The sequence below is a fragment of the Pseudomonas sp. MIACH genome, assembly GCF_001269925.1.
Lineage (GTDB): Bacteria > Pseudomonadota > Gammaproteobacteria > Pseudomonadales > Pseudomonadaceae > Aquipseudomonas.
On the sequence record NZ_LHVO01000051.1, the window covers coordinates 179,846 to 199,911 of the forward strand.

The 20,066-nt window shown below is 59.2% G+C and carries 21 protein-coding genes and 1 tRNA gene; 17 read left to right on the top strand and 5 right to left on the bottom strand.

All coding sequences use genetic code 11. From position 1 onward, the window contains the following. The first annotated feature begins 64 nt into the window (after nt 1-64). From aspS to AD670_RS19305, 17 genes are all read left to right on the top strand, one after another. On the top strand, nt 65-1,840 hold the full coding sequence (gene aspS / locus AD670_RS19225; RefSeq protein ID WP_053135833.1) for an aspartate--tRNA ligase: 1,776 nt from the start codon (nt 65-67) through the stop codon (nt 1,838-1,840). Nucleotides 1,841-1,988: 148 nt separating this feature from the next. After that, a complete protein-coding gene (locus AD670_RS19230) occupies nt 1,989-2,735 on the top strand; it encodes a YebC/PmpR family DNA-binding transcriptional regulator (protein ID WP_053135836.1) in 747 nt (248 codons plus the stop codon). A gap of 158 nt (nt 2,736-2,893) precedes the next feature. Then, nucleotides 2,894-3,418, top strand: a complete 525-nt coding sequence (ruvC, locus tag AD670_RS19235; RefSeq protein ID WP_024077147.1) for a crossover junction endodeoxyribonuclease RuvC — start codon at nt 2,894-2,896, stop codon at nt 3,416-3,418. Between the two features lie 68 nt (nt 3,419-3,486). Continuing rightward, nucleotides 3,487-4,098 carry a Holliday junction branch migration protein RuvA gene (ruvA, locus tag AD670_RS19240; RefSeq protein ID WP_053135839.1) on the top strand — a complete coding sequence of 204 codons (612 nt, stop codon included), beginning with the start codon at nt 3,487-3,489 and terminating at the stop codon, nt 4,096-4,098. After that, on the top strand, nt 4,099-5,157 hold the full coding sequence (gene ruvB, locus AD670_RS19245) for a Holliday junction branch migration DNA helicase RuvB (protein WP_053135842.1): 1,059 nt from the start codon (nt 4,099-4,101) through the stop codon (nt 5,155-5,157). Between the two features lie 140 nt (nt 5,158-5,297). After that, nucleotides 5,298-5,753 (top strand): tol-pal system-associated acyl-CoA thioesterase, encoded by a 456-nt coding sequence (gene ybgC / locus AD670_RS19250; RefSeq protein WP_034100165.1) that lies wholly within the window; start codon nt 5,298-5,300, stop codon nt 5,751-5,753. A 1-nt stretch (nt 5,754) separates the two neighbouring features. After that, entirely contained in the window at nt 5,755-6,450 is a 696-nt protein-coding gene (gene tolQ / locus AD670_RS19255; RefSeq protein ID WP_053135845.1) for a protein TolQ, read from the top strand. A gap of 23 nt (nt 6,451-6,473) precedes the next feature. Further along, nucleotides 6,474-6,926, top strand: a complete 453-nt coding sequence (gene tolR, locus AD670_RS19260; protein ID WP_161793227.1) for a protein TolR — start codon at nt 6,474-6,476, stop codon at nt 6,924-6,926. Further along, nucleotides 6,926-7,999 (top strand): cell envelope integrity protein TolA, encoded by a 1,074-nt coding sequence (gene tolA, locus AD670_RS19265; protein WP_053135848.1) that lies wholly within the window; start codon nt 6,926-6,928, stop codon nt 7,997-7,999. Before tolR ends, tolA begins: the two co-directional genes overlap by 1 nt. A gap of 17 nt (nt 8,000-8,016) precedes the next feature. After that, complete coding sequence (tolB, locus tag AD670_RS19270; RefSeq protein WP_043293513.1) at nt 8,017-9,297, top strand: Tol-Pal system beta propeller repeat protein TolB; 1,281 nt, start codon at nt 8,017-8,019, stop codon at nt 9,295-9,297. A gap of 55 nt (nt 9,298-9,352) precedes the next feature. After that, entirely contained in the window at nt 9,353-9,853 is a 501-nt protein-coding gene (gene pal, locus AD670_RS19275; RefSeq protein ID WP_003209827.1) for a peptidoglycan-associated lipoprotein Pal, read from the top strand. 6 nt (nt 9,854-9,859) lie between these two features. Then, nucleotides 9,860-10,708, top strand: coding sequence for a tol-pal system protein YbgF (gene ybgF / locus AD670_RS19280; protein WP_053135850.1), 849 nt, complete (start codon nt 9,860-9,862; stop codon nt 10,706-10,708). A 164-nt stretch (nt 10,709-10,872) separates the two neighbouring features. Then, the gene (queE, locus tag AD670_RS19285; RefSeq protein ID WP_053135852.1) at nt 10,873-11,520 is read left to right on the top strand and encodes a 7-carboxy-7-deazaguanine synthase QueE; all 648 of its coding nucleotides are present in this window, start codon (nt 10,873-10,875) and stop codon (nt 11,518-11,520) included. Between the two features lies 1 nt (nt 11,521). Continuing rightward, nucleotides 11,522-12,199, top strand: a complete 678-nt coding sequence (gene queC, locus AD670_RS19290) for a 7-cyano-7-deazaguanine synthase QueC (protein ID WP_053135855.1) — start codon at nt 11,522-11,524, stop codon at nt 12,197-12,199. Nucleotides 12,200-12,262: 63 nt separating this feature from the next. Then, nucleotides 12,263-12,338: transfer RNA gene (locus AD670_RS19295), tRNA-Lys, on the top strand. Nucleotides 12,339-12,529: 191 nt separating this feature from the next. Then, nucleotides 12,530-13,108: an NAD(P)H-dependent oxidoreductase gene (locus tag AD670_RS19300; RefSeq protein ID WP_053135858.1), complete on the top strand. Its 579-nt coding sequence runs from the start codon at nt 12,530-12,532 to the stop codon at nt 13,106-13,108. 162 nt (nt 13,109-13,270) lie between these two features. Continuing rightward, on the top strand, nt 13,271-13,654 hold the full coding sequence (locus tag AD670_RS19305) for a MerR family transcriptional regulator (protein WP_048727012.1): 384 nt from the start codon (nt 13,271-13,273) through the stop codon (nt 13,652-13,654). A 102-nt stretch (nt 13,655-13,756) separates the two neighbouring features. On the opposite strand, the gene AD670_RS19310 is transcribed toward AD670_RS19305, so the two are convergent. The 5 genes from AD670_RS19310 to AD670_RS19330 are packed head-to-tail and all read right to left on the bottom strand — an operon-like array spanning nt 13,757 to nt 20,064. Then, complete coding sequence (locus AD670_RS19310; RefSeq protein WP_053135861.1) at nt 13,757-16,366, bottom strand: RND family transporter; 2,610 nt, start codon at nt 16,364-16,366, stop codon at nt 13,757-13,759. A 35-nt stretch (nt 16,367-16,401) separates the two neighbouring features. Then, on the bottom strand, nt 16,402-17,232 hold the full coding sequence (locus AD670_RS19315) for an outer membrane lipoprotein-sorting protein (protein ID WP_053135864.1): 831 nt from the start codon (nt 17,230-17,232) through the stop codon (nt 16,402-16,404). A 47-nt stretch (nt 17,233-17,279) separates the two neighbouring features. Beyond that, nucleotides 17,280-18,563 carry a DUF1302 family protein gene (locus tag AD670_RS19320; protein WP_053135867.1) on the bottom strand — a complete coding sequence of 428 codons (1,284 nt, stop codon included), beginning with the start codon at nt 18,561-18,563 and terminating at the stop codon, nt 17,280-17,282. 2 nt (nt 18,564-18,565) lie between these two features. Then, nucleotides 18,566-19,330 carry an SDR family NAD(P)-dependent oxidoreductase gene (locus AD670_RS19325; protein WP_053135870.1) on the bottom strand — a complete coding sequence of 255 codons (765 nt, stop codon included), beginning with the start codon at nt 19,328-19,330 and terminating at the stop codon, nt 18,566-18,568. Next, nucleotides 19,327-20,064 carry a 3-oxoacyl-ACP reductase family protein gene (locus AD670_RS19330; protein ID WP_053135873.1) on the bottom strand — a complete coding sequence of 246 codons (738 nt, stop codon included), beginning with the start codon at nt 20,062-20,064 and terminating at the stop codon, nt 19,327-19,329. The genes AD670_RS19325 and AD670_RS19330 overlap by 4 nt, the downstream gene beginning before the upstream one ends. Nucleotides 20,065-20,066 lie beyond the last annotated feature (2 nt).

The following is a 20,066-nucleotide window of genomic DNA, read 5'->3' on the forward strand; positions in this document are numbered from 1 at the left end:
TTAATGTACGGTGACGAGGCGGGCCTCCACCGAATTTCGAATTACGAGAAGTGAAACCACTACCATGATGCGCAGCCACTATTGCGGCCAACTGAACGAGACCCTGGATGGTCAGGAAATCACCCTTTGCGGATGGGTTCACCGTCGCCGCGACCACGGCGGGGTGATCTTCCTCGATATCCGTGATCGTGATGGTCTGGCCCAGGTGGTGTTCGACCCGGACCGCGCCGAGAGCTTCGCCGCTGCCGACCGCGTGCGCAGCGAGTACGTCGTGAAGATCACCGGCAAGGTTCGCCTGCGTCCGGCCGGTGCCGTGAACGCGAACATGGCGTCCGGTGCGATCGAAGTGCTGGGCTACGAGCTGGAAGTACTGAACGAGTCGGAAACCCCGCCGTTCCCGCTGAACGAATACTCCGACGTTGGCGAAGAAACCCGCCTGCGCTACCGCTTCCTGGACTTGCGTCGTCCGGAAATGGCCGAGAAGCTGCGCCTGCGTTCGCGCATGACCGCCAGCATCCGCCGTTTCCTCGACGAGAACGGCTTCCTCGACGTTGAAACCCCTATCCTGACCCGGGCCACCCCGGAAGGTGCGCGTGACTACCTGGTACCTAGCCGTACCCACGCCGGTAGTTTCTTCGCCCTGCCGCAATCGCCACAGCTGTTCAAGCAACTGCTGATGGTGGCCGGCTTTGACCGTTACTACCAGATCGCCAAGTGCTTCCGTGACGAAGACCTGCGTGCTGATCGCCAGCCTGAATTCACCCAGATCGACATCGAAACCAGCTTCCTCGATGAAAAAGAGATCATGGGCATCACCGAGCAGATGATCCGCAACCTGTTCAAGGAAGTGCTGGACCTGGAGTTCGGCGAGTTCCCGCACATGACCTTCGAAGAAGCCATGCGCCGCTACGGTTCCGACAAGCCAGACCTGCGTAACCCGCTGGAACTGGTAGACGTGGCCGACCAGCTCACTGAAGTTGATTTCAAGGTGTTCAGCGGCCCGGCCAACGACCCGAAATGCCGCATCGCCGCCCTGCGCGTGCCTGGCGGCGCGAGCATGCCGCGCAAGCAGATCGACGACTACACCAAGTTCGTCGGCATCTACGGTGCCAAGGGCCTGGCGTACATCAAGGTCAACGAGCGCGCCAAGGGCGTTGAAGGCCTGCAGTCGCCAATCGTGAAGAACATTCCCGAAGCCAACCTCAATGTGATCCTGGATCGCGTCGGTGCGGTCGATGGCGACATCGTGTTCTTCGGCGCCGACAAAGCCAAGATCGTCAGCGAAGCCTTGGGCGCTCTGCGGATCAAGCTGGGCCACGACCTGGACCTGCTGACCTGCAAGTGGGCTCCGATGTGGGTCGTCGACTTCCCGATGTTCGAAGAGAACGACGACGGCAGCTTCAGCGCCTTGCACCACCCGTTCACCGCGCCGAAGTGCTCGCCTGAAGAGCTGGAAGCCAACCCGGCAGGCGCTCTGTCCCGCGCCTATGACATGGTGTTGAACGGTACTGAGCTGGGTGGCGGTTCGATCCGTATCCACCGCAAAGAGATGCAGCAAGCGGTCTTCCGCCTGCTGGGCATCAACGAAGCGGAACAGGAAGAGAAATTCGGCTTCCTGCTCGACGCCCTGAAATACGGCGCGCCGCCCCACGGTGGCCTGGCTTTCGGCCTCGACCGCCTGGTGATGCTGATGACCGGTGCCCAGTCGATCCGTGAAGTGATCGCCTTCCCGAAAACCCAGAGTGCTGCGGACGTCATGACCCAGGCTCCAGGTGTGGTGGATGCCAAGGCATTGCGCGAGCTGCATATCCGCCTGCGCGAGACGCCGAAGGCTGAGTAAGGCTGCTGCGTGAAAGCGCTCTAGGGTTTTTACGCAGTCAAAAAGGCGCATCTTCGGATGCGCCTTTGCGTTAAAGCGCCTTGTTTTGAAGAGATGGGCCCGCCCGGCGGGTTTGATCAAGGTTTCTAAAGAATTTCGGAGTTGTGTTATGGCTGGCCATTCCAAGTGGGCGAACATCAAGCACCGCAAAGAGCGTCAGGATGCCAAGAAAGGCAAGATCTTCACCAAGTGGATTCGCGAGCTGACGGTTGCTGCCCGCCAGGGCGGTGGTGACCCGGGCTCCAACCCGCGTCTGCGCCTGGCGCTGGACAAGGCTCTCGGCGCCAATATGAGCCGTGACATTATCGACCGTGCCGTGGCCCGTGGCGCGGGTGCTGCCGACACCGACGATATGGTCGAGTTGAGCTACGAAGGCTACGGCCCGGGTGGCGTGGCAGTGATGGTCGAATGCATGACCGATAACCGCAACCGTACTGCCGCCGCCGTGCGTCATGCGTTCAGCAAGTGTGGCGGTAACCTGGGGACTGACGGTTCGGTGGCCTACCTGTTCGAACGCAAGGGGCAGATCTCCTTCGCGCCGGGCGCGGATGAAGATGCGCTGATGGAAGCGGCGATGGAGGCGGATGCCGACGACGTGGTGACCAACGAAGATGGCTCCATCGACGTGTTTACCTCGTTCGCTGGTTTCTACGCCGTGCGTAATGCCCTGGAAGCGGCCGGTTTCAAAGGCTCCGACGCCGAGATCGTGATGCTGCCGACCACCAGTGCCGAACTGGACCTGGACGGCGCACAGAAGGTGCTGAAGATGCTCGATATGCTTGAAGACTTGGATGATGTGCAAAACGTGTATTCCAACGCCGACATCCCGGAATCCGTGGCCGAACAGTTAGGCTGAAGAATGACGTAGATCCAAATGTGGGAGGGGGCTTGCTCCCGATGGCGGTGTAGTCAGTCAGCTTACGTCTAACTGGACGATCGGCATCGGGAGCAAGCCCCCTCCCACATTAGAGCTACGGTGTATCAAAAAATGTGTTTATCCAACCCGCAGGCATTATGACTTTAATCCTAGGTATCGACCCCGGTTCGCGTATTACCGGCTTTGGCGTGGTGCAACACACCCCGCGCGGCTGTGTTTACGTGGCCTCGGGCTGCATTCGTACCGGTGCGGGCGAGTTGGCCGAGCGGCTGCAGATCGTCTATCGCGGCGTGCGTGAAGTGATCCAGACCTACGGTCCGGTCACCATGGGCATCGAAAAGGTGTTCATGGCAAAAAACGCCGATTCGGCGTTGAAGCTCGGCCAGGCCCGTGGCGCCGCCATCGTCGCCGGCGCCGAGGAGGGCATGGAGATCGCCGAGTACACCGCGACCCAGGTCAAGCAGGCCGTGGTCGGCACTGGCGCGGCCAACAAAGAGCAAGTGCAGATGATGGTCATGCATATGCTCAAGCTCACCTCAAAACCGCAGATCGACGCCTCCGACGCCCTGGCAATTGCCATTTGCCATGCGCACACTCGTTCCAGCCTGCTGCCTCATGGCTTGGGCACGGCACGCAGTCGTGGCGGGCGCCTGCGTCTCTGATAGCATCAGCGCAATCGTTATTTCCGGTCAGGCCTCGATCTGACCCCCAAGCTTTAAGGATCTGAACCGTGATTGGACGCTTGCGCGGCACCCTGGCTGAGAAACAGCCGCCGCACCTGATTCTGGATGTAAACGGGCTGGGGTATGAGCTGGAAGTGCCCATGACCACCCTGTACCGCCTACCGTCGGTCGGTGAGCCGATAACACTGCATACCCATCTGGTGGTGCGCGAAGACGCGCAACTACTCTATGGTTTCATTGGCAAGCGCGACCGCGACTTCTTCCGCGAACTGATTCGCCTCAATGGCGTGGGGCCTAAATTGGCCTTGGCGTTGATGTCGAGCCTGGAAGTGGATGAGCTGGTACGTGCGGTTTCGGCCCAGGACACCTCGGCGTTGACCAAGGTGCCGGGCGTGGGCAAGAAAACCGCCGAGCGCCTGCTGGTAGAGCTCAAGGACCGCTTTAAGGCCTGGGAAGTGGTGCCGAGCATGTTCGCCCTGGTGCCGAACCAGCCGGGTATCCCGGCGGGCCAGGTTGCGAGTGCTGAAAGCGACGCCGTCAGTGCACTGATCTCCCTGGGCTACAAGCCGCAGGAGGCCAGCAAAGCGGTATCGGCCATCAAGGACAAGAACCTGAGCAGCGAAGACATGATCCGCCGAGCCCTGAAGGGAATGATTTAAGTGATTGAAGCTGATCGTCTGATCGCGGCCACCGGCCCGCGCGACCGTGAAGAAGTCCAGGACCGCGCCATCCGCCCCTTGAGCCTGGCCGACTACATCGGTCAGCCCACCGTGCGCGAGCAGATGGAGCTGTTCATCCAGGCCGCGCGCGGGCGCAGTGAGTCCTTGGACCACACCCTGATCTTCGGTCCGCCGGGATTGGGTAAAACCACCCTGGCCAACATCATTGCCCAGGAAATGGGCGTGTCGATCAAGTCCACCTCCGGCCCGGTGCTGGAACGGCCAGGCGACTTGGCGGCGTTGTTGACCAACCTCGAACCGCATGATGTGTTGTTTATCGATGAAATCCACCGGCTTTCGCCGATTGTCGAGGAAGTGCTGTACCCGGCGATGGAAGACTTCCAACTCGACATCATGATTGGCGAAGGCCCGGCGGCCCGCTCGATCAAGCTCGACTTGCCACCGTTCACCCTGGTGGGGGCGACCACGCGCGCGGGCATGTTGACCAACCCGCTGCGAGACCGTTTCGGCATCGTGCAACGTCTGGAGTTCTATAGCACCGCAGACCTCGCGACCATCGTCAGCCGTTCGGCGAATATTCTCGGCTTGCCCCTGGACCCGGAAGGGGCGTTCGAAATTGCCCGTCGGGCCCGGGGCACGCCACGGATTGCCAACCGCCTGCTGCGTCGCGTGCGTGACTTTGCCGAAGTGCGGGCCAAGGGGCATATCACCAAGGCCGTGGCGGACCTGGCCTTGAACCTGTTGGATGTGGACGAGCACGGCTTCGATCATCAGGATCGACGTCTACTCTTGACCATGATCGAGAAGTTCGACGGCGGCCCGGTGGGTGTGGACAGCCTGGCGGCGGCCATCAGCGAAGAGCGTCATACCATTGAGGATGTACTGGAGCCGTACCTGATCCAGCAGGGCTATATCATGCGTACGCCAAGGGGGCGGGTGGTGACGCGCCATGCCTATCTGCACTTCGGGCTAAACATTCCGTCACGATTGGGTGAGATGCCCGTGGTAGACGAATTCCTTGATGCAGTAGACGATTAAAAGCTTCACGCCAGTCGATTTATTCGATGTTTGTGCTGTCCTAGTGGCTGGCGTCGTCATTCAGTCACTGGATATGTTTTTCGAGAATGAAAAAACAGTTGCCCAGCCGGATTGGCAACCTGAGGAGTAAGCACTAGAGTATGCGCGCGCAAAACGGGGATCAGTCGTTCGCACATCGCTGTCGCGTTTATTACGAGGACACCGATGCCGGCGGCATCGTGTATTACGTCAATTACCTCAAGTTCATGGAGCGGGCTCGAACCGAGCGGCTACGGGAGCTGGGCTTTGCCCAATCCCAGCTGGCAGGGGAGGACCTGTTATTCGTCGTGCATTCCAGCGAGGCGCGTTATCACGCACCGGCGCGACTGGACGACGAGTTGCTGGTCAGCGCTGAAGTAATCGAATTGAACCGTGCCAGCCTGCGTTTCAAGCAGCAGGTCAGGCGGGCAACGGATGCAACGCTGCTCTGTGAGGGGCAGTTCCTGGTGGCGTGTGTGCGCACCAACAGTTTGAAACCTCGGGCCATTCCCGAAACTCTACGTGTGGCCTTTGCCGCCGTGAGCGGCGCGGGTAAACAATCAAAGCAGGAGATTTAGCGTGGAACCTACCGTCGTCGACCATTCCTCCATGTGGAGCCTGGTCAGCAATGCCAGTGTCGTGGTTCAACTGGTGATGCTGACCCTGGTAGCCGCATCGGTTACCTCTTGGGTCATGATTTTTCAGCGCAGCAACCTGCTGCGTGCCGGTCGACGTGCCCTGGAGAGCTTTGAAGAGCGCTTCTGGTCGGGTATCGACCTGTCCAAGCTGTACCGTCAGGCCGGCAGCAACCCGGACCCGGACTCGGGCGTCGAGCAGATCTTCCGCGCCGGCTTCAAGGAATTCTCGCGCCTGCGCCAGCAGCCGGGTGTGGATCCGGAAGCGGTCATGGAAGGCGTGGCCCGTGCCATGCGCGTCGCCATTTCCCGTGAAGAAGAGAAACTGGAGCAGAGCCTGCCGTTCCTCGCTACCGTCGGTTCCGTCAGCCCGTACATCGGCCTGTTCGGTACGGTGTGGGGGATCATGAACTCGTTCCGCGGCCTGGCCCAGGCCCAGCAAGCGACCCTGGCCACCGTGGCACCGGGTATTGCCGAAGCCCTGATCGCCACCGCGATCGGCCTGTTCGCCGCTATCCCCGCAGTAATTGCCTACAACCGCTTTGCTGCAACCAGCGAAACGTTGATCAGCCGTTACTACACCTTCGCCGATGAATTCCAGGCGATCCTGCACCGTAAAGTGCACACCAGCGAAGAATAAGCAGGTAATTCCCAATGGCTTTAATCGCTCGAGCTCGCAAAAAGCGCAAGCCGGTCGCCGAGATGAACGTAGTGCCCTACATCGACGTGATGCTGGTGCTGCTGGTGATCTTCATGGTGACCGCGCCGATGCTCAACCAGGGCGTGAAGGTTGATCTGCCCAAGGTTTCCAGTGAAGCCTTGCCGCAAGACAACAACACTCAGGTCCTGACCATTTCGATCAAGGCTGACAAGACCTATTACTGGAACCTTGGCAGCGAAGTCGACACTCAGAAGCAGCAGGACAAGGCCCTGACCCTGCCGGCGATGACCGACGCGGTGACCAAGATCATTCGCTCCGGCAACGAAGGCGGCAAGCACACCCAGGTGTTCATCCGCGGCGACAAGTCAGTCGACTACGGCTCCGTCATGGGCGCTATGGGCGGGCTGCAGAAGGCCGGCGTCGGTAACGTTGGCTTGATTACCGAGGCGCCCTGATGCACCAACAGCGAGAGCCGTCCGCCTCGGAAAGCTTCTTCTGGCCTAGCGTCTGGGCAATTGCCCTGCACGTCCTGGTATTTGGCATGCTGTTCGTCAGCTTTGCCATGACCCCGGACCTGCCGCCAGCCAAGCCGATCGTGCAGGCGACCCTGTATCAGCTGAAATCGAAAAGCCAGGCCACTACCCAGACCAATCAGAAGATTGCGGGTGAGGCCCAGAAGTCGGCTGCGCGCCAGACTGAAGTCGAACAGATGGAACAGAAGAAGGTCGAGCAGGAAGCGGTGAAGGCTGCTGCGGAACAAAAGAAAGAAGAGGCGGCTCAAAAGGCCGAGGAATCGAAAAAGGCTGACGAAGCCAAGAAGGCCGACGAGGCGAAAAAGGCTGATGAAGCCAAGAAAGCCGAGAAAGCTGCCGAAGCTAAAAAAGCTGAAGAGAAACAATTGGCTGATATAGCCAAGAAGAAATCTGAAGAAGAAGCCAAAAAGGCTGCCGAAGAAGAGGCCAAGAAAAAGGCCGCTGAAGACGCCAAGAAAAAGATAGTCGAAGACGCGAAGAAGAAAGCCGCCGAAGACGCCAAGAAAAAAGCTGAAGCAGACGAGGCGAAGAAAAAAATCGCCGACGACGCGAAGAAGAAAGCTGCCGCCGATGCCACCAAGAAAAAGGCCCAGGAAGCAGCGCGTAAATCCGCCGAAGAGAAAAAGGCCCAGGCCTTGGCAGATTTGCTCTCCGACACGCCGCAGCGTCAGCAAGCCTTGGCCGATGAGCGTGGTGATGAAGTCGCGGGCAGTTTCGACGACCTGATTCGGGCACGGGCAGCAGAAGGCTGGACACGTCCACCTTCGGCACGCAAAGGCATGACAGTAGTGCTGCAGATCGGCATGTTGCCGGACGGTACGGTGACTTCGGTCAGCGTGGCCAAGTCCAGTGGTGACGGTTCGTTCGACAGTTCGGCGGTTGCCGCGGTCAAGAATATTGGCCGGTTGACCGAGATGCAGGGAATGAAACCAAGTGACTTCGCTCCCTATCGTTCATTCAAGATGACATTCACACCTGAGGATCTAGCCTTGTGAGAAACCTTCTTCGAGGAATGCTTGTCGTTATTTGCTGTATGGCAGGGATAGCGGCGGCGGATGAAAAGAACATCCTGGTCACCAGCGGTAGCGATCGGGCCACCCCGATCGCGGTAGTGCCGTTTGGCTGGCAGGGCGGCAGCGTGCTGCCGGACGACATGGCCCAGATCGTCAGCGACGACCTGCGCAACTCCGGTTACTACGCTCCGATTCCGAAAGGCAACATGATCAGCCAGCCGACCCAGGCCAGCGAAGTCATCTTCCGTGATTGGAAAGCCGTGGGCGCCCAGTACCTGATGGTCGGCAGCATCACGCCGGCTGGCGGTCGCCTGCAGATCCAGTACACGTTGTTCAACGTGGCCACCGAGCAGCAGGTCTTGACCGGCAGCGTATCGGGCACCGCCGAACAACTGCGCGACATGGCCCACTACATCTCGGACCAGTCGTTTGAAAAGCTCACCGGCATCAAGGGTGCGTTCTCGACGCGTCTGCTTTATGTAACGGCTGAGCGTTTCTCGGTAGACAACACCCGCTACACCCTGCAGCGCTCGGACTATGACGGTGCACGCGCCGTCACCTTGCTGCAATCGCGTGAGCCAATACTGTCGCCGCGCTTTGCGCCGGACGGCAAGCGTATCGCCTACGTGTCTTTCGAACAGAAGCGTCCGCGTATCTTCGTCCAGCACATCGATACTGGCCGTCGTGAGCAGATCACCAACTTCGAAGGCCTCAACGGTGCACCGGCCTGGTCGCCGGATGGTTCGCGCCTGGCGTTCGTGCTGTCCAAGGACGGCAACCCGGACATCTACGTGATGAACATGGCTTCGCGCCAGATCAGCCGTGTGACCAGCGGCCCTGGCATCAACACCGAACCGTTCTGGGGTAAGGATGGTTCGACCATCTACTTCACCTCCGATCGCGGCGGCAAGCCACAAATCTACAAAACGAGCGTTGGCGGTGGGGGTGCGGAACGCGTGACCTTTATCGGTAACTACAACGCCAATCCTAAGCTTTCGGCTGATGAAAAGACGTTGGTGATGATTCACCGTCAGGATGGGTTCACTAATTTCCGGGTTGCGGCCCAGGATTTGCAGCGTGGAACCGTAAAAATCCTCACAGATACCAACCTTGATGAGTCAGCCACTGTTGCGCCCAACGGCACCATGGTAATCTACGCCACCCGCCAGCAGGGCCGGGGAGTCTTGATGCTCGTGTCCATTAATGGACGCGTAAGGCTCCCGCTTCCTACCGCACAAGGCGAAGTCAGAGAACCGTCCTGGTCCCCTTACCTGAACTGACGCGGCGCTACAAAAAGAAGTACTTAACACACTGGGGTTCATTAGGAGTTTCACGATGGAAATGCTGAAGTTTGGTAAGTTTGCTGCTCTGGCTCTGGCTCTGTCCGTAGCCGTTGGTTGCTCGTCTAAAGGCGGCGACAATGCCGGTGAAGGCGCAGCTGTTGATCCAAACGCTGGTTACGGCGCTAACACTGGTGCAGTTGACGGCTCCCTGAGCGAAGAAGCTGCTCTGCGCGCTATCACCACTTTCTACTTCGAATACGACAGTTCGGACCTGAAGCCAGAAGCCATGCGCGCTCTGGACGTTCACGCGAAGGACCTGAAAGCTAACGGCGCTCGCGTTGTTCTGGAAGGTAACACCGACGAACGTGGTACTCGTGAGTACAACATGGCACTGGGCGAGCGTCGTGCGAAAGCCGTTCAGCGCTACCTGGTACTGCAAGGTGTTGCTCCAGGCCAACTGGAACTGGTTTCCTACGGTAAAGAGCGTCCAGTTGCTACTGGCCACGACGAGCAGTCCTGGGCTCAAAACCGTCGCGTCGAACTGCGTAAGTAATTCGTCATGCGAACGTGCCGTCGTGCTCTAACTGTATTGGCTCTCAGCTTCGCCCCGCTTGCGGTGTGGGCTGCGGTTCCTGTGGAAGATAGCAACTCTGGCTATAACAATAGCGGGAGCAGCTATCCGCCAGCGGGTTATGGCACGAACGGCGCCTATGCTGGGGGGGCGGCTACGTCTGCCCCCTCGGCACAGGGCGAACTGTTCAACCAGCTGCAACGCATGCAGGATCAATTGGCGCAGCAACAAGGCACCATTGAAGTTCTGCAAAATGAGGTGCGTCAGCTGAAGCAAGAAGGCCTGGAGCGTTACCAGGATCTTGATCGACGTATAGGAGCCGGTGTCACACCTGCCGCTACTCCTGATAATTCTTCCGCCGGTGGCGCGCCCAGTGCCGCTATCGGTGGTGCCGCTGCCGGTGCTGCAGCAGGGGGCGCGGCTGCCAGCCAAGCCCCTGCCGCCAGCACTGAACCGGGTGATCCTGCGAAGGAAAAGCTGTATTACGATGCAGCCTTCGACCTGATCAAGGCCAAGGATTTCGATAAGGCCAGCAAGGCCTTTACCGCATTCCTGGGCCGCTACCCAAACAGCCAGTATGCGGGCAACGCCCAGTATTGGTTGGGCGAGGTGAATCTGGCAAAGGGTGATTTGCAGGGGGCGGGCCAGGCATTTGCCAAGGTCAGTCAGCTGTACCCCAAGCACGCCAAGGTGCCCGATTCGCTGTATAAACTCGCTGACGTAGAACGCCGCCTGGGTCATACCGACAAGGTCAAAGGCATTCTGCAGCAGGTCGTAGCCCAATATCCGGGTACTTCCGCAGCACAGTTGGCTCAACGGGATCTGCAACGCTTGTAAGCGATACTGCCCGTTTAGAAGAAACCCGCGCCTGGCGCGGGTTTTTTCGTTAGAATCCACGCCCTTTTATGACACACGCTTCCTGGGGCCTGCGCGTTGGCGGGGTTCCTTGAAGTGCCTGACGGAGGCGGACAGCCTGTTTAGCTGTTACGCCCGTGGCGACTATGCAAGACACATTACGCATCACCGAAGTTTTTTACTCGTTACAGGGTGAAACGCGAACCGCTGGCCTGCCCACAGTTTTTGTGCGCCTGACCGGTTGCCCCTTGCGTTGCCAATACTGTGACAGCGCCTACGCCTTCAGTGGCGGCACCGTGCGCACCCTCGAAGACATCCTGGAGCAAGTTGCCAGCTACCGGCCGCGCTACGTTTGTGTGACGGGGGGCGAGCCCCTGGCCCAGCCCAATGCCATTCCCTTGCTCAAGCAGCTGTGTGACGCCGGTTACGAGGTGTCCCTGGAAACCAGCGGCGCCCTGGATATTTCCGCAGTAGACCCGCGTGTGAGCCGAGTGGTTGACCTCAAGACCCCAGGCTCCAAGGAAGCGCACCGCAACCGCTATGAGAACATCGAACTGCTGACGCCTAACGATCAGGTCAAGTTCGTGATTTGTTCCCGTGAAGACTACGACTGGGCCAACTCCAAGCTGATCCAGTACGGCCTCGACCGCCGTGCCGGTGAGGTGTTGTTTTCTCCCAGTCACCACGACCTGAACGCGCGCGATCTGGCCGACTGGGTGGTTGCCGATAACCTGCCCGTACGCCTGCAATTGCAGTTGCATAAGTACCTGTGGAACGACGAACCGGGGCGCTGACATGACTGATCAAAAGCGCGCGGTCATCCTGCTGTCAGGTGGCCTCGATTCCGCAACGCTAGTGGCCATGGTTCGCGCCCAAGGTTACAGCTGTTACACCATGAGCTTCGACTACGGCCAGCGCCACCGCGCCGAGCTGGAGGCTGCCGTCCGTGTTGCCCAGGACCTTGGAGTGGTCGAGCACAAGGTGATCGGCCTGAACCTCGACGGCATTGGAGGCTCGGCCCTGACCGATAGCACCATCGACGTCCCAGAGAGCCCCACCCAAGGCATCCCGGTCACTTACGTACCTGCACGCAACACGGTCTTCCTGTCCCTGGCCCTCGGCTGGGCAGAAGTGCTGAATGCCCGCGACATTTTCATCGGCGTGAATGCCCTTGATTACAACGGCTACCCGGACTGCCGCCCGGCGTTCGTCGAAGCGTTCGAGCGCATGGCCAATTTGGCGACCAAGGCGGGGGTAGAAGGGCAGGGTTTTCGCATTCGGGCGCCGCTGCAAAACATGAGCAAGGCCGCTATCGTGAAGGCTGGCGTAGGACTTGGTGTCGATTACTCGCTGACAGTTTCCTGCTATCAGGCAGACAATGACGGCCGTGCCTGTGGGAAATGCGACAGCTGCCGGCTGCGTGCAGAGGGCTTCCAAATGGCCGGAATTACGGACCCCACGCGTTATTTCTGATTTATTTCAAATAAGGTGTTGAATAATCCTTAGAAATCAGTATTATACGCGCCACCACACAGCGGGTCGTTAGCTCAGTTGGTAGAGCAGTTGGCTTTTAACCAATTGGTCGTAGGTTCGAATCCCACACGACCCACCATTTTTGGCGGTTTAGAAAATCCGGAAGGCCCACGCAAGTGAGGATTTCCGGGTTTTTTTTTGCCTGTGATTTGGGGCTTACCTACCGGTGCGCAATGCACCCAGCTATACCAGCATTTGGCAAACCTCCCTGTTGACTCTCCCGTTACGGGCACACCCTATCCTGGCCGCTCAACTTTTCAGGATGAAGTGATGATGAGTAAGCGAGTACTGGTGATTCTGGGGCACCCCTCAACCGACAGTTTCTGCGGGGCATTGACCGACACCTATGTGAAGGCGGCCACAGATGCCGGGTACGATGTGCGTGTGTTACGCCTGGATGCACTGCGGTTTGATCCAGTGCTGCACGATGGCTACAAACAGGTTCAGTTGCTGGAGCCCGATCTGCTCAAGGCGCAGGCCGATATCACATGGGCTGAGCACCTGGCGTTTGTCTATCCCATCTGGTGGGGGGGAATTCCGGCCTTGATGAAAGGCTTTTTAGATCGGGTATTCCTTCCCGGTTTTGCCTTCAAGTACCGCGAAGGCAAAGCCTTTCCCGACAAGCTTTTGAAGGGGCGCACGGCTCACCTGCTGGTCACGATGGATACCCCGCCGTGGTACTTCAAGTGGGTCTACCGCATGCCGGGCCTGCACCAGATGCGCAAGACCACCCTGGAGTTCTGCGGCATCAAACCGTTGAAGACCCTCACCTTCGGGCCGATCCTCGGTTCCGGCGCCTCACAGCGCGAAGCGTGGCTCAAGCAAGCCCAGGCTATCGCGGGCCGCTGACACCGCCGTTGCACAGCATCGCCTCGCAACAGGCGATGCCGGCTTCATCCCTGCCAATACACTGCCTTTTGACACCTTCGGGTTTCCGACCCCGTAGACATGTGTGAAGATGCGGCGCGCCAAAGTACGCGCCTCTTCTTGTGCCATAAAAAAGGACTTTTCATGTATATCGGCAAAGCCGCCCAGCTATCGGGCACGACAGTCAAGACGATCCGCCACTATGAAGACATTGGTTTACTGCCGCCGCCCGTGCGCGAAGGGAAGTACCGGGTCTATAGCCAGCAAAGCGTTGAGCTGCTGACGTTCATCAAATGCGCTCAGCAACTGGGTTTCAAACTCAAGGAAATGCAGGCGATCCTTCAGGATCACCGGGGCCAGGAGCTGCCGTGGGATTTGGCCAACCAGGCCATTGCGGATAAAAAGCTGGAACTGAAAACCCAGATCGAAGGCTTGCAAAATATCTACGACGGCCTGGAGCAGTTCGAAAGCAGCCTCAAGGACGCCCAGTACCAATGCCAGTTTGAACATCTTTCCAAAACGGCCTGAACGAACTTGCTGCGTGACCTCATGAAGCGGTGTGCGCTGTTCGGAAACGCCGGCAACCAGTGGTTACTTAATGGCTATGGCCGGCGTCGCCCGTTTCAGCCTCTAGCTCAAGGCGGCCTCGCGTTCTGGGTGTTCGCGTTCATCAGCCCGTTGCTCGGGCACAATGGCCGCAAAGAACCACGGAGATATCAAGGTTACTAGCAAGATGGTCATGACGCCGCTGGAGAAGAGCGCCAGCGCTACCAGTGTTCCCAAGTCAATGACCGGCTTGTAGGCGGAAAACAGCAGGGCAAGGAAGCCCACGGAGAAAATCACCACGTTGACCACTGTCGAACGTCCGACACTGTGCATCGCCGTCAGAATCGCCTCGTCCACGTGGATACCTTGCTGAACCAGCAGCTTGATGCGCGATAGCAGGTGCACCGCGTAATCCACCACGCCCACCACCAGGAACGTCACCAGCGTCGTGCCGATATTCAACTCGATGCCCAACAGGTACATAAAGCCATACACCGTCACCGACGTGGTCAGCAGCGTCAGCATGCCCAGAATGCCCAGGCGGACGGACTTCAGCCAGAACATCATCATCAGCGTGACCACCAGCAGCGCGAGCGAGAAGCTCAGTACCTGGCCCTGGGTGATCTCGGCCAATATGCCGGTCCATATTTTTGGCGTACCGGCATGGGTAACCTGCAGGTTGGCCGGCTTGTTTACCAGCAGCCAGGCGTCCAGGCGATCGAGCATGGCCTTGTAGTCGCTGGCCACCGACGAGGTCATGGTGTAGAGCGTCAACGCCTTGGAATAGTCCGCGTTGAGCACGTTCTGCAAATCGGAGCCACCGCCGTTCTCGAACATCATGATGTGTTGCTCGATCAGCGCGTTACCGTCGACCTCAAAGGTTTCCGCCTGCCCCTCATCGTTGAGGGATGTCACTTGCTCCAGGGCCTGTGGTACCCGCAGGTAATCGGGGTTCATATCATTGAGCACAAGGTTCATGCGCTTGACGTAAGCCGCCACCGAATAGGTGTAGCTGACGTTGGGCTGGGACTTGAGAAAATGATCGAGTTTGTCGAGGAACTGCACCGTCTCAGTGGTCAACGCGCCACGCGGGGTCTTGGTATCGAACGCAATCCAGCCGGGGGAAGTGCCCGCGATCCGGGAGCGGTTGATGAACTCATCGGACACGCGCACCGGGCTGTCTTTCTTGAAGTAGGCGATGCCCGAGTCTTCGATATCGACCATGAAGGTAAACACCGTCATCAGTGCCAACAACGGCAAGCTGACCAGCAGCACCGGCTTGCGCCAGCGGATCAGGCGGGCACAAAAAGCCACCAGGTAGCGCGAGATGATCGACTCTTTGTGCACGGTTTTACGCGGCGGCTGATCTTTGCCCCAGATGGAAATCCACGCCGGAATCAACAGCAGCGAGATGATCAACGCGGCCGTCAGCCCGATGGACATGAACACGCCGAAGTTTCGGATGCTGACGATGTTGTTGGTGGTGGAGATCATAAAGGTGGCGATGGTGGTCACGGTGGTCAGCACCACCGGAACCACCATGCGGCGCATGGTCTCGCGGTTGGCCTCGCGGTACGTCTTGCCGGCATTGAGTTGCTCATAGTACTCAGCCATCACATGTATCGCGTCGGCGCAGCAGATGGTGAACAAAAATACCGGCAGCACACTGGTGAGCAGGTCGATGGGCACTTTTAACAACGCCATCAGCCCCAGCGTCCAGATGGTGCAGAAGAGGATATTGAACAGCGGCAGGAACACACCCAGCGGCTTGCGAAAGAAAAACACCAGCATGGAGGTCACAAGCAGGAACACGATAGGAAACAGCAGCGCCAGGTCGTGATCGATGATCTCTTGTTGGGCGGCGATGAAAATCGGCGTCCCGGCAATAAACACTTCATCGGTGAACTGCGGGTGTTTGCTTTGATAGTCAGCGACGATCTGGCGAACCTGCTGGTAAGCCCGTAGTTGTGCCTGGGCGTCGTCTTGCTTGGTGCCCAGTTCGGCCACCACCACCGCGACTTTTTTGTCCGGGGAAACCACCCCGCCGACCATTTGCTCGTTGCCCATGATCTGCGCTTCGACCACCTGCGGGTCCATGTCCAAGCCATGCAGGGTCTTGTGAATCCACAGCTCGCCATCCGCACTCAGGCTGATGTTTTCCAGGTCGGCCATCGAGGCCATTTCCTGGATCGGGTTAATCCGCTCCGCCAGGAAGGTCAGAAACTGTTGGTCGCGCTCTGCCCAGCCCTGGCTGTGGGCGTGATCGCGCAGGGCCTTGGCTTGGGCATAATCGTTTTGGTTAAACCCGCCGGCGAGGATATCGCTGGCCAACAGTTGGGCGCGGCTGTCGTCTTCGTGCTGGCCGACAACACGGCGCAACTCGACTTCATCATCGGCATTGGCCAGCATCAGCCGGCGAAGGGCCTGGGAGATTTCGAACTGCGCGTTCAGCGACTGTTTGTTAAACACGCTGTGCGCATTGCTCTGGGCCACCATGACCGAGTCATAGGTGCCGGTGAACTCGTGTTGCAGGTCGATAATGGTTTTACGCGCTGGGTGGCTTTCCTTGAGCAAGTAGGGGTTGGTGTCCGACATCAGCGAGCCGAGGGTATAGGTGAAGTAGGCCGTGATCGCCACCAGCACAAATACAATCGCGCGCGCATAGCGCTCAACGAAGTTCAGGTATCGTTCCATAGTTCAATCGGTTCCACGAAAGGCAGGCGCAGTATTCAGCGGGCGGATACGGCAAATTCAGGCAGGTCGCCGGTTTTCAGGCCGCGTTTTATCGCGGTCTGGTTGAACAGCCAGTCGTCCAGTTCGACGTTGTACTGCAACTGGTTGAACCGCAGTTGCGAGCGCGTGCCGGCGATGAAGTCTTCGGTTTCGCTGAGGGTGATGCTGTCGATTTGATCGACTGTCTCGACTTTCAGCGTACGCATCTGCTTGAACATCACGCCTTTGACATCGAAGAAATCCTGACGCATGACCAGGTTGTTCTGCTTGTCGATCCAGACCTTGAGCTGGTTGTAGCCGGTCTTGGCAAGAATCTGCGCAGACACCGGCGTGCGTTCGATGACGTAGCACTCGCGCCCGCCCATGGTCTCTTCGCCCACCAGTGTCTGGCGATAGTCTTCGGCGCGGATCTTGTCCAGATCCGCGTAGGAGTAATCGCTGCCCATAAACGCGCCACGCTTGTCGGTGGTTGAGATCCGACGGGTCTGTCGGCTGACCGGCAGGTACATCCACTGGCTGTCCTCGGCATTCAGCGCTTCGTGGGGGTTTTCGATGTGGAAGGCGACGTTGCGCACATCGTTGGGCGCCGAGAAGTACATGGTGAACTTGTCACTGTCCGGGTAATCCTTTTGCAGGTAGCTGAACTCCCGCACCCGGCTATTGCCTTGCTTGTCGAGCAGGATCAACGACACCTGCGACATGAAACTCTTGCCGTCATTGCGGTCACGGGCCTGACGAATGATGTCGTCGGCGTTCGGGGTGGCCAATGCCCCCATGCTGGTCAGCATCAGGAGACTGGCGGTCAAGACCTTGAGGGGCGGCAACATAGAATTTCCTTTTCTTGAAGAGGTTTTTATTGAGATCAGTTCGGGGCTCAGAACAGGTAGCCGGCAGACACGCGCAGTTGATCGCGTTGGCGGTACTGGCCAAAAGTGCGGTCCTCCTTGCCAAAAAACACATCCACCTCCAGGCCGAGCTTCAGCCAGTCCACCGGGGTGTAGGTGAAGATGCCTTGCAGCAAGGCGTCGTCTTTGGCCGGTGGTGACATGGCCAATACCAGGCGCGACTTGAGCCGGTCACGCAGGTGGTTGCCCTCGGCGGACAGGGTGAACAGCGGCTGGCGTTTGTCCTGCACCATGCCCATTTGCCAGTCCAGTAACTGCTGCTCCTGCCATTGCACAGAGATCAGCCAGTTGCGCAGCAGGTAGTCGACCCCCAGCAATGACTTGATCATCGGGCTCTGGCTGCTGCCGTGGGTGCGGTAGGGGTTGGTGACGTGCCAGCGATCGAAGTAGGCCACCTCGCTGCGCACCACGAAGCTGTGGCCGGCATCGATCGCCAGGCCTGCGCCGCCCATGCTGTAACGCGGGAACTGACGTTCCAGGAGGACGCGCTGATCGTCGGCGATGCCCTCGACCGCATACACCGGGTCCTGCTGGCGGGCGTTGAGGGCCACAAAGCTGGCGTCCACCGAGCCGATCCTGCCGTTGCCGCTCATGCCATAGGAAAACCCCTTCTGCCCGCGGTAGTCCGGCTTCGAACCGACCACGAACAGGTCCGGGTCCGGGACTGCGAACAACGGCGCGTCGAACTCGCTGCCCTGGGCCGGCGCCTGGTTTTTCAGGAAGTCGGTGATCCACAGGGCTTCCACTTCCCACTCGCCCACGGGCTGGGTCAGGCGCACCATCGGCACGGCGATGCGGCTGTCTTCAAGCAAGGCCGTCACCCCTTCGCGATAGTCGATGGGGTTGATCTGGTCCAGCACCCGCAACTCGTCGGCGCGACCCCAGACCACTTGCTGCCAACCTACGGTAACTTCACCGTCACCCAGGTACTGGCCCCAGTACAGGTGCCGCCAGTCGGCACTGAAGCGGTAGTCATCCCGTGCCTCCTGGCTGTAAGGGTTGTGCCCGTCATAGCGCGCGTCGTAGCGCACCCGGCCCTTGGCCTTGTAATAGCCGCTGTCCCAGTTGTCTTCCAGGTTGGCCTTGAAATACACCGCCTTCTGGGTGACAGGATCGTCGCCGTGCAGGCGCAAGGCACTGGCCAGTCCTACTTCCGCATCGGCATGGGCCGGCAACAGGTCTGCGCCGGCCAATTGCGGCGCCAGCGAGACCAGGCCGAGCAACAGGCTGCGCGTGAACAATGCTGTGTTCATGGCTACATCCCCAACCCGGCGCCGCCATCGATCATCAGGCTCTGGGCCGTGACCCCGGAGGCCTCGGGGCTGACCAGGTAACGCACCATGGCGGCGACTTCGTCGGCCTGGATAAACCGGCGCAAGGGCAGTTTTTTCTTGGCATTGCGCAGGATCTGCTCCTGGCTGATCCCGGCAATACTGGCTTGCGTCGCCAGCTCGCCTTGCAGCATCGGCGTATCGATCCAGGCTGGCAGAATCGCATTCACGGTAATCCGGCGCGGCGCCAGGTCCAGTGCCAGTGCCTTGGTCATGCCGATAATGCCGTGCTTGGAGGCGCAGTAAGCGGTGTTGCGGACCTTGCCGATGCGGCCAAGGATCGACGACAAGTTGATGATGCGTCCGCGATCCGCCAGCAGTGGCAGGCACAGCGAGGTGACATAAAAGGTGCCATTCAGATTGACGGAAATCACCTTGTGCCAGTTGTCCAGGTCCTCCGGTTCATTCTCGTTGCAGACCCCGGCGCTGTTGACCAGTACATCGATAAAGCCGAGGCGCGCCGACAGGTCGTTGAACAACCCCTGCACGCTGGCAAGGTCGGCTATATCGACGCCATGGGTTTCGATGCTCGCGGCAAAGGTTGCGGCGCCTACCCAGTCCCGCAGCGATGCCACGTCACGGTCCACCAGGATCAGGCGATGGGCCGGGTCGTTGGCAAAATGTTCCGCCACTGCCCGGCCGATGCCGTTGGCGGCACCGGTAATCAAAAACGTTCTGGGTGTATTCATGGCATTTTCAGCCCGCCATTGACCGACAGTACTTCGCCGGTCACATAGGTCGCGCGCTCGGCGAGGTACAGCACGGCCTCGGCAATGTCCCCCGGCACGGCAAAACGCTTGATCAACAGTCGCGACTGCACTTCCTGCTTGTGGGTTTCCAGCAAGGCGGCGGTCATGTCGGTGCTGACGATGCCCGGTGCGACCGCGTTGACGCGGATATTGCGCGGTGCCAGCTCGACCGCCAGGGCGCGTGTCAGTGCCTCCACACCGCCCTTGGCGGCGGCGTAGCTGCTTTGCCCTTTGCCTGGCTTTTGCGCAGCCACTGAACTGAGGTTGATGATGCAGCCTTGACGCTGACGCATCATGCCGGGCACCACCTGTTGGCAGCAGAGCAGGGTGCCGATCAGGTTGGTCTGGATCACCTCGCAGATTGCCTCGGTGGAGAGCGTCGCCAACAACCCATCGCGCGTGATGCCGGCGTTATTGACCAGCAGGTCGATGCGCTCGAAGCGCTGTTCAACCTGTTCGAAAAACACCTTGATGCTGTGGGTGTCACTGATGTCGCACTGCGCCGTGAAGCACTCGCCGCCGAGTTTTTCGACTTCGTCACGCACCGCCAGGGCCGCCGCTTCGTCACGCACGTAGTTGAACGCGACCTGGTAGCCGGCCTCGACCAGTGCCAGGACGACCGCTTTGCCGATGCCGCGACTGCCTCCGGTGACTACCGCTGTTTTAGGGGTCATGG

Bases quoted from the DNA above. Each gene is read 5' to 3' on its own strand.
- aspS (WP_053135833.1), top strand. From the start codon at position 65: ATGATGCGCAGCCACTATTGCGGCCAACTGAACGAGACCCTGGATGGT.
- AD670_RS19230 (WP_053135836.1), top strand. From the start codon at position 1,989: ATGGCTGGCCATTCCAAGTGGGCGAACATCAAGCACCGCAAAGAGCGT.
- ruvC (WP_024077147.1), top strand. From the start codon at position 2,894: ATGACTTTAATCCTAGGTATCGACCCCGGTTCGCGTATTACCGGCTTT.
- ybgC (WP_034100165.1), top strand. From the start codon at position 5,298: ATGCGCGCGCAAAACGGGGATCAGTCGTTCGCACATCGCTGTCGCGTT.
- tolA (WP_053135848.1), top strand. From the start codon at position 6,926: ATGCACCAACAGCGAGAGCCGTCCGCCTCGGAAAGCTTCTTCTGGCCT.
- tolB (WP_043293513.1), top strand. From the start codon at position 8,017: ATGCTTGTCGTTATTTGCTGTATGGCAGGGATAGCGGCGGCGGATGAA.
- pal (WP_003209827.1), top strand. From the start codon at position 9,353: ATGGAAATGCTGAAGTTTGGTAAGTTTGCTGCTCTGGCTCTGGCTCTG.
- ybgF (WP_053135850.1), top strand. From the start codon at position 9,860: ATGCGAACGTGCCGTCGTGCTCTAACTGTATTGGCTCTCAGCTTCGCC.
- queE (WP_053135852.1), top strand. From the start codon at position 10,873: ATGCAAGACACATTACGCATCACCGAAGTTTTTTACTCGTTACAGGGT.
- queC (WP_053135855.1), top strand. From the start codon at position 11,522: ATGACTGATCAAAAGCGCGCGGTCATCCTGCTGTCAGGTGGCCTCGAT.
- AD670_RS19300 (WP_053135858.1), top strand. From the start codon at position 12,530: ATGATGAGTAAGCGAGTACTGGTGATTCTGGGGCACCCCTCAACCGAC.
- AD670_RS19305 (WP_048727012.1), top strand. From the start codon at position 13,271: ATGTATATCGGCAAAGCCGCCCAGCTATCGGGCACGACAGTCAAGACG.
- AD670_RS19310 (WP_053135861.1), bottom strand. From the start codon at position 16,366: ATGGAACGATACCTGAACTTCGTTGAGCGCTATGCGCGCGCGATTGTA.
- AD670_RS19315 (WP_053135864.1), bottom strand. From the start codon at position 17,232: ATGTTGCCGCCCCTCAAGGTCTTGACCGCCAGTCTCCTGATGCTGACC.
- AD670_RS19320 (WP_053135867.1), bottom strand. From the start codon at position 18,563: ATGAACACAGCATTGTTCACGCGCAGCCTGTTGCTCGGCCTGGTCTCG.
- AD670_RS19325 (WP_053135870.1), bottom strand. From the start codon at position 19,330: ATGAATACACCCAGAACGTTTTTGATTACCGGTGCCGCCAACGGCATC.
- AD670_RS19330 (WP_053135873.1), bottom strand. From the start codon at position 20,064: ATGACCCCTAAAACAGCGGTAGTCACCGGAGGCAGTCGCGGCATCGGC.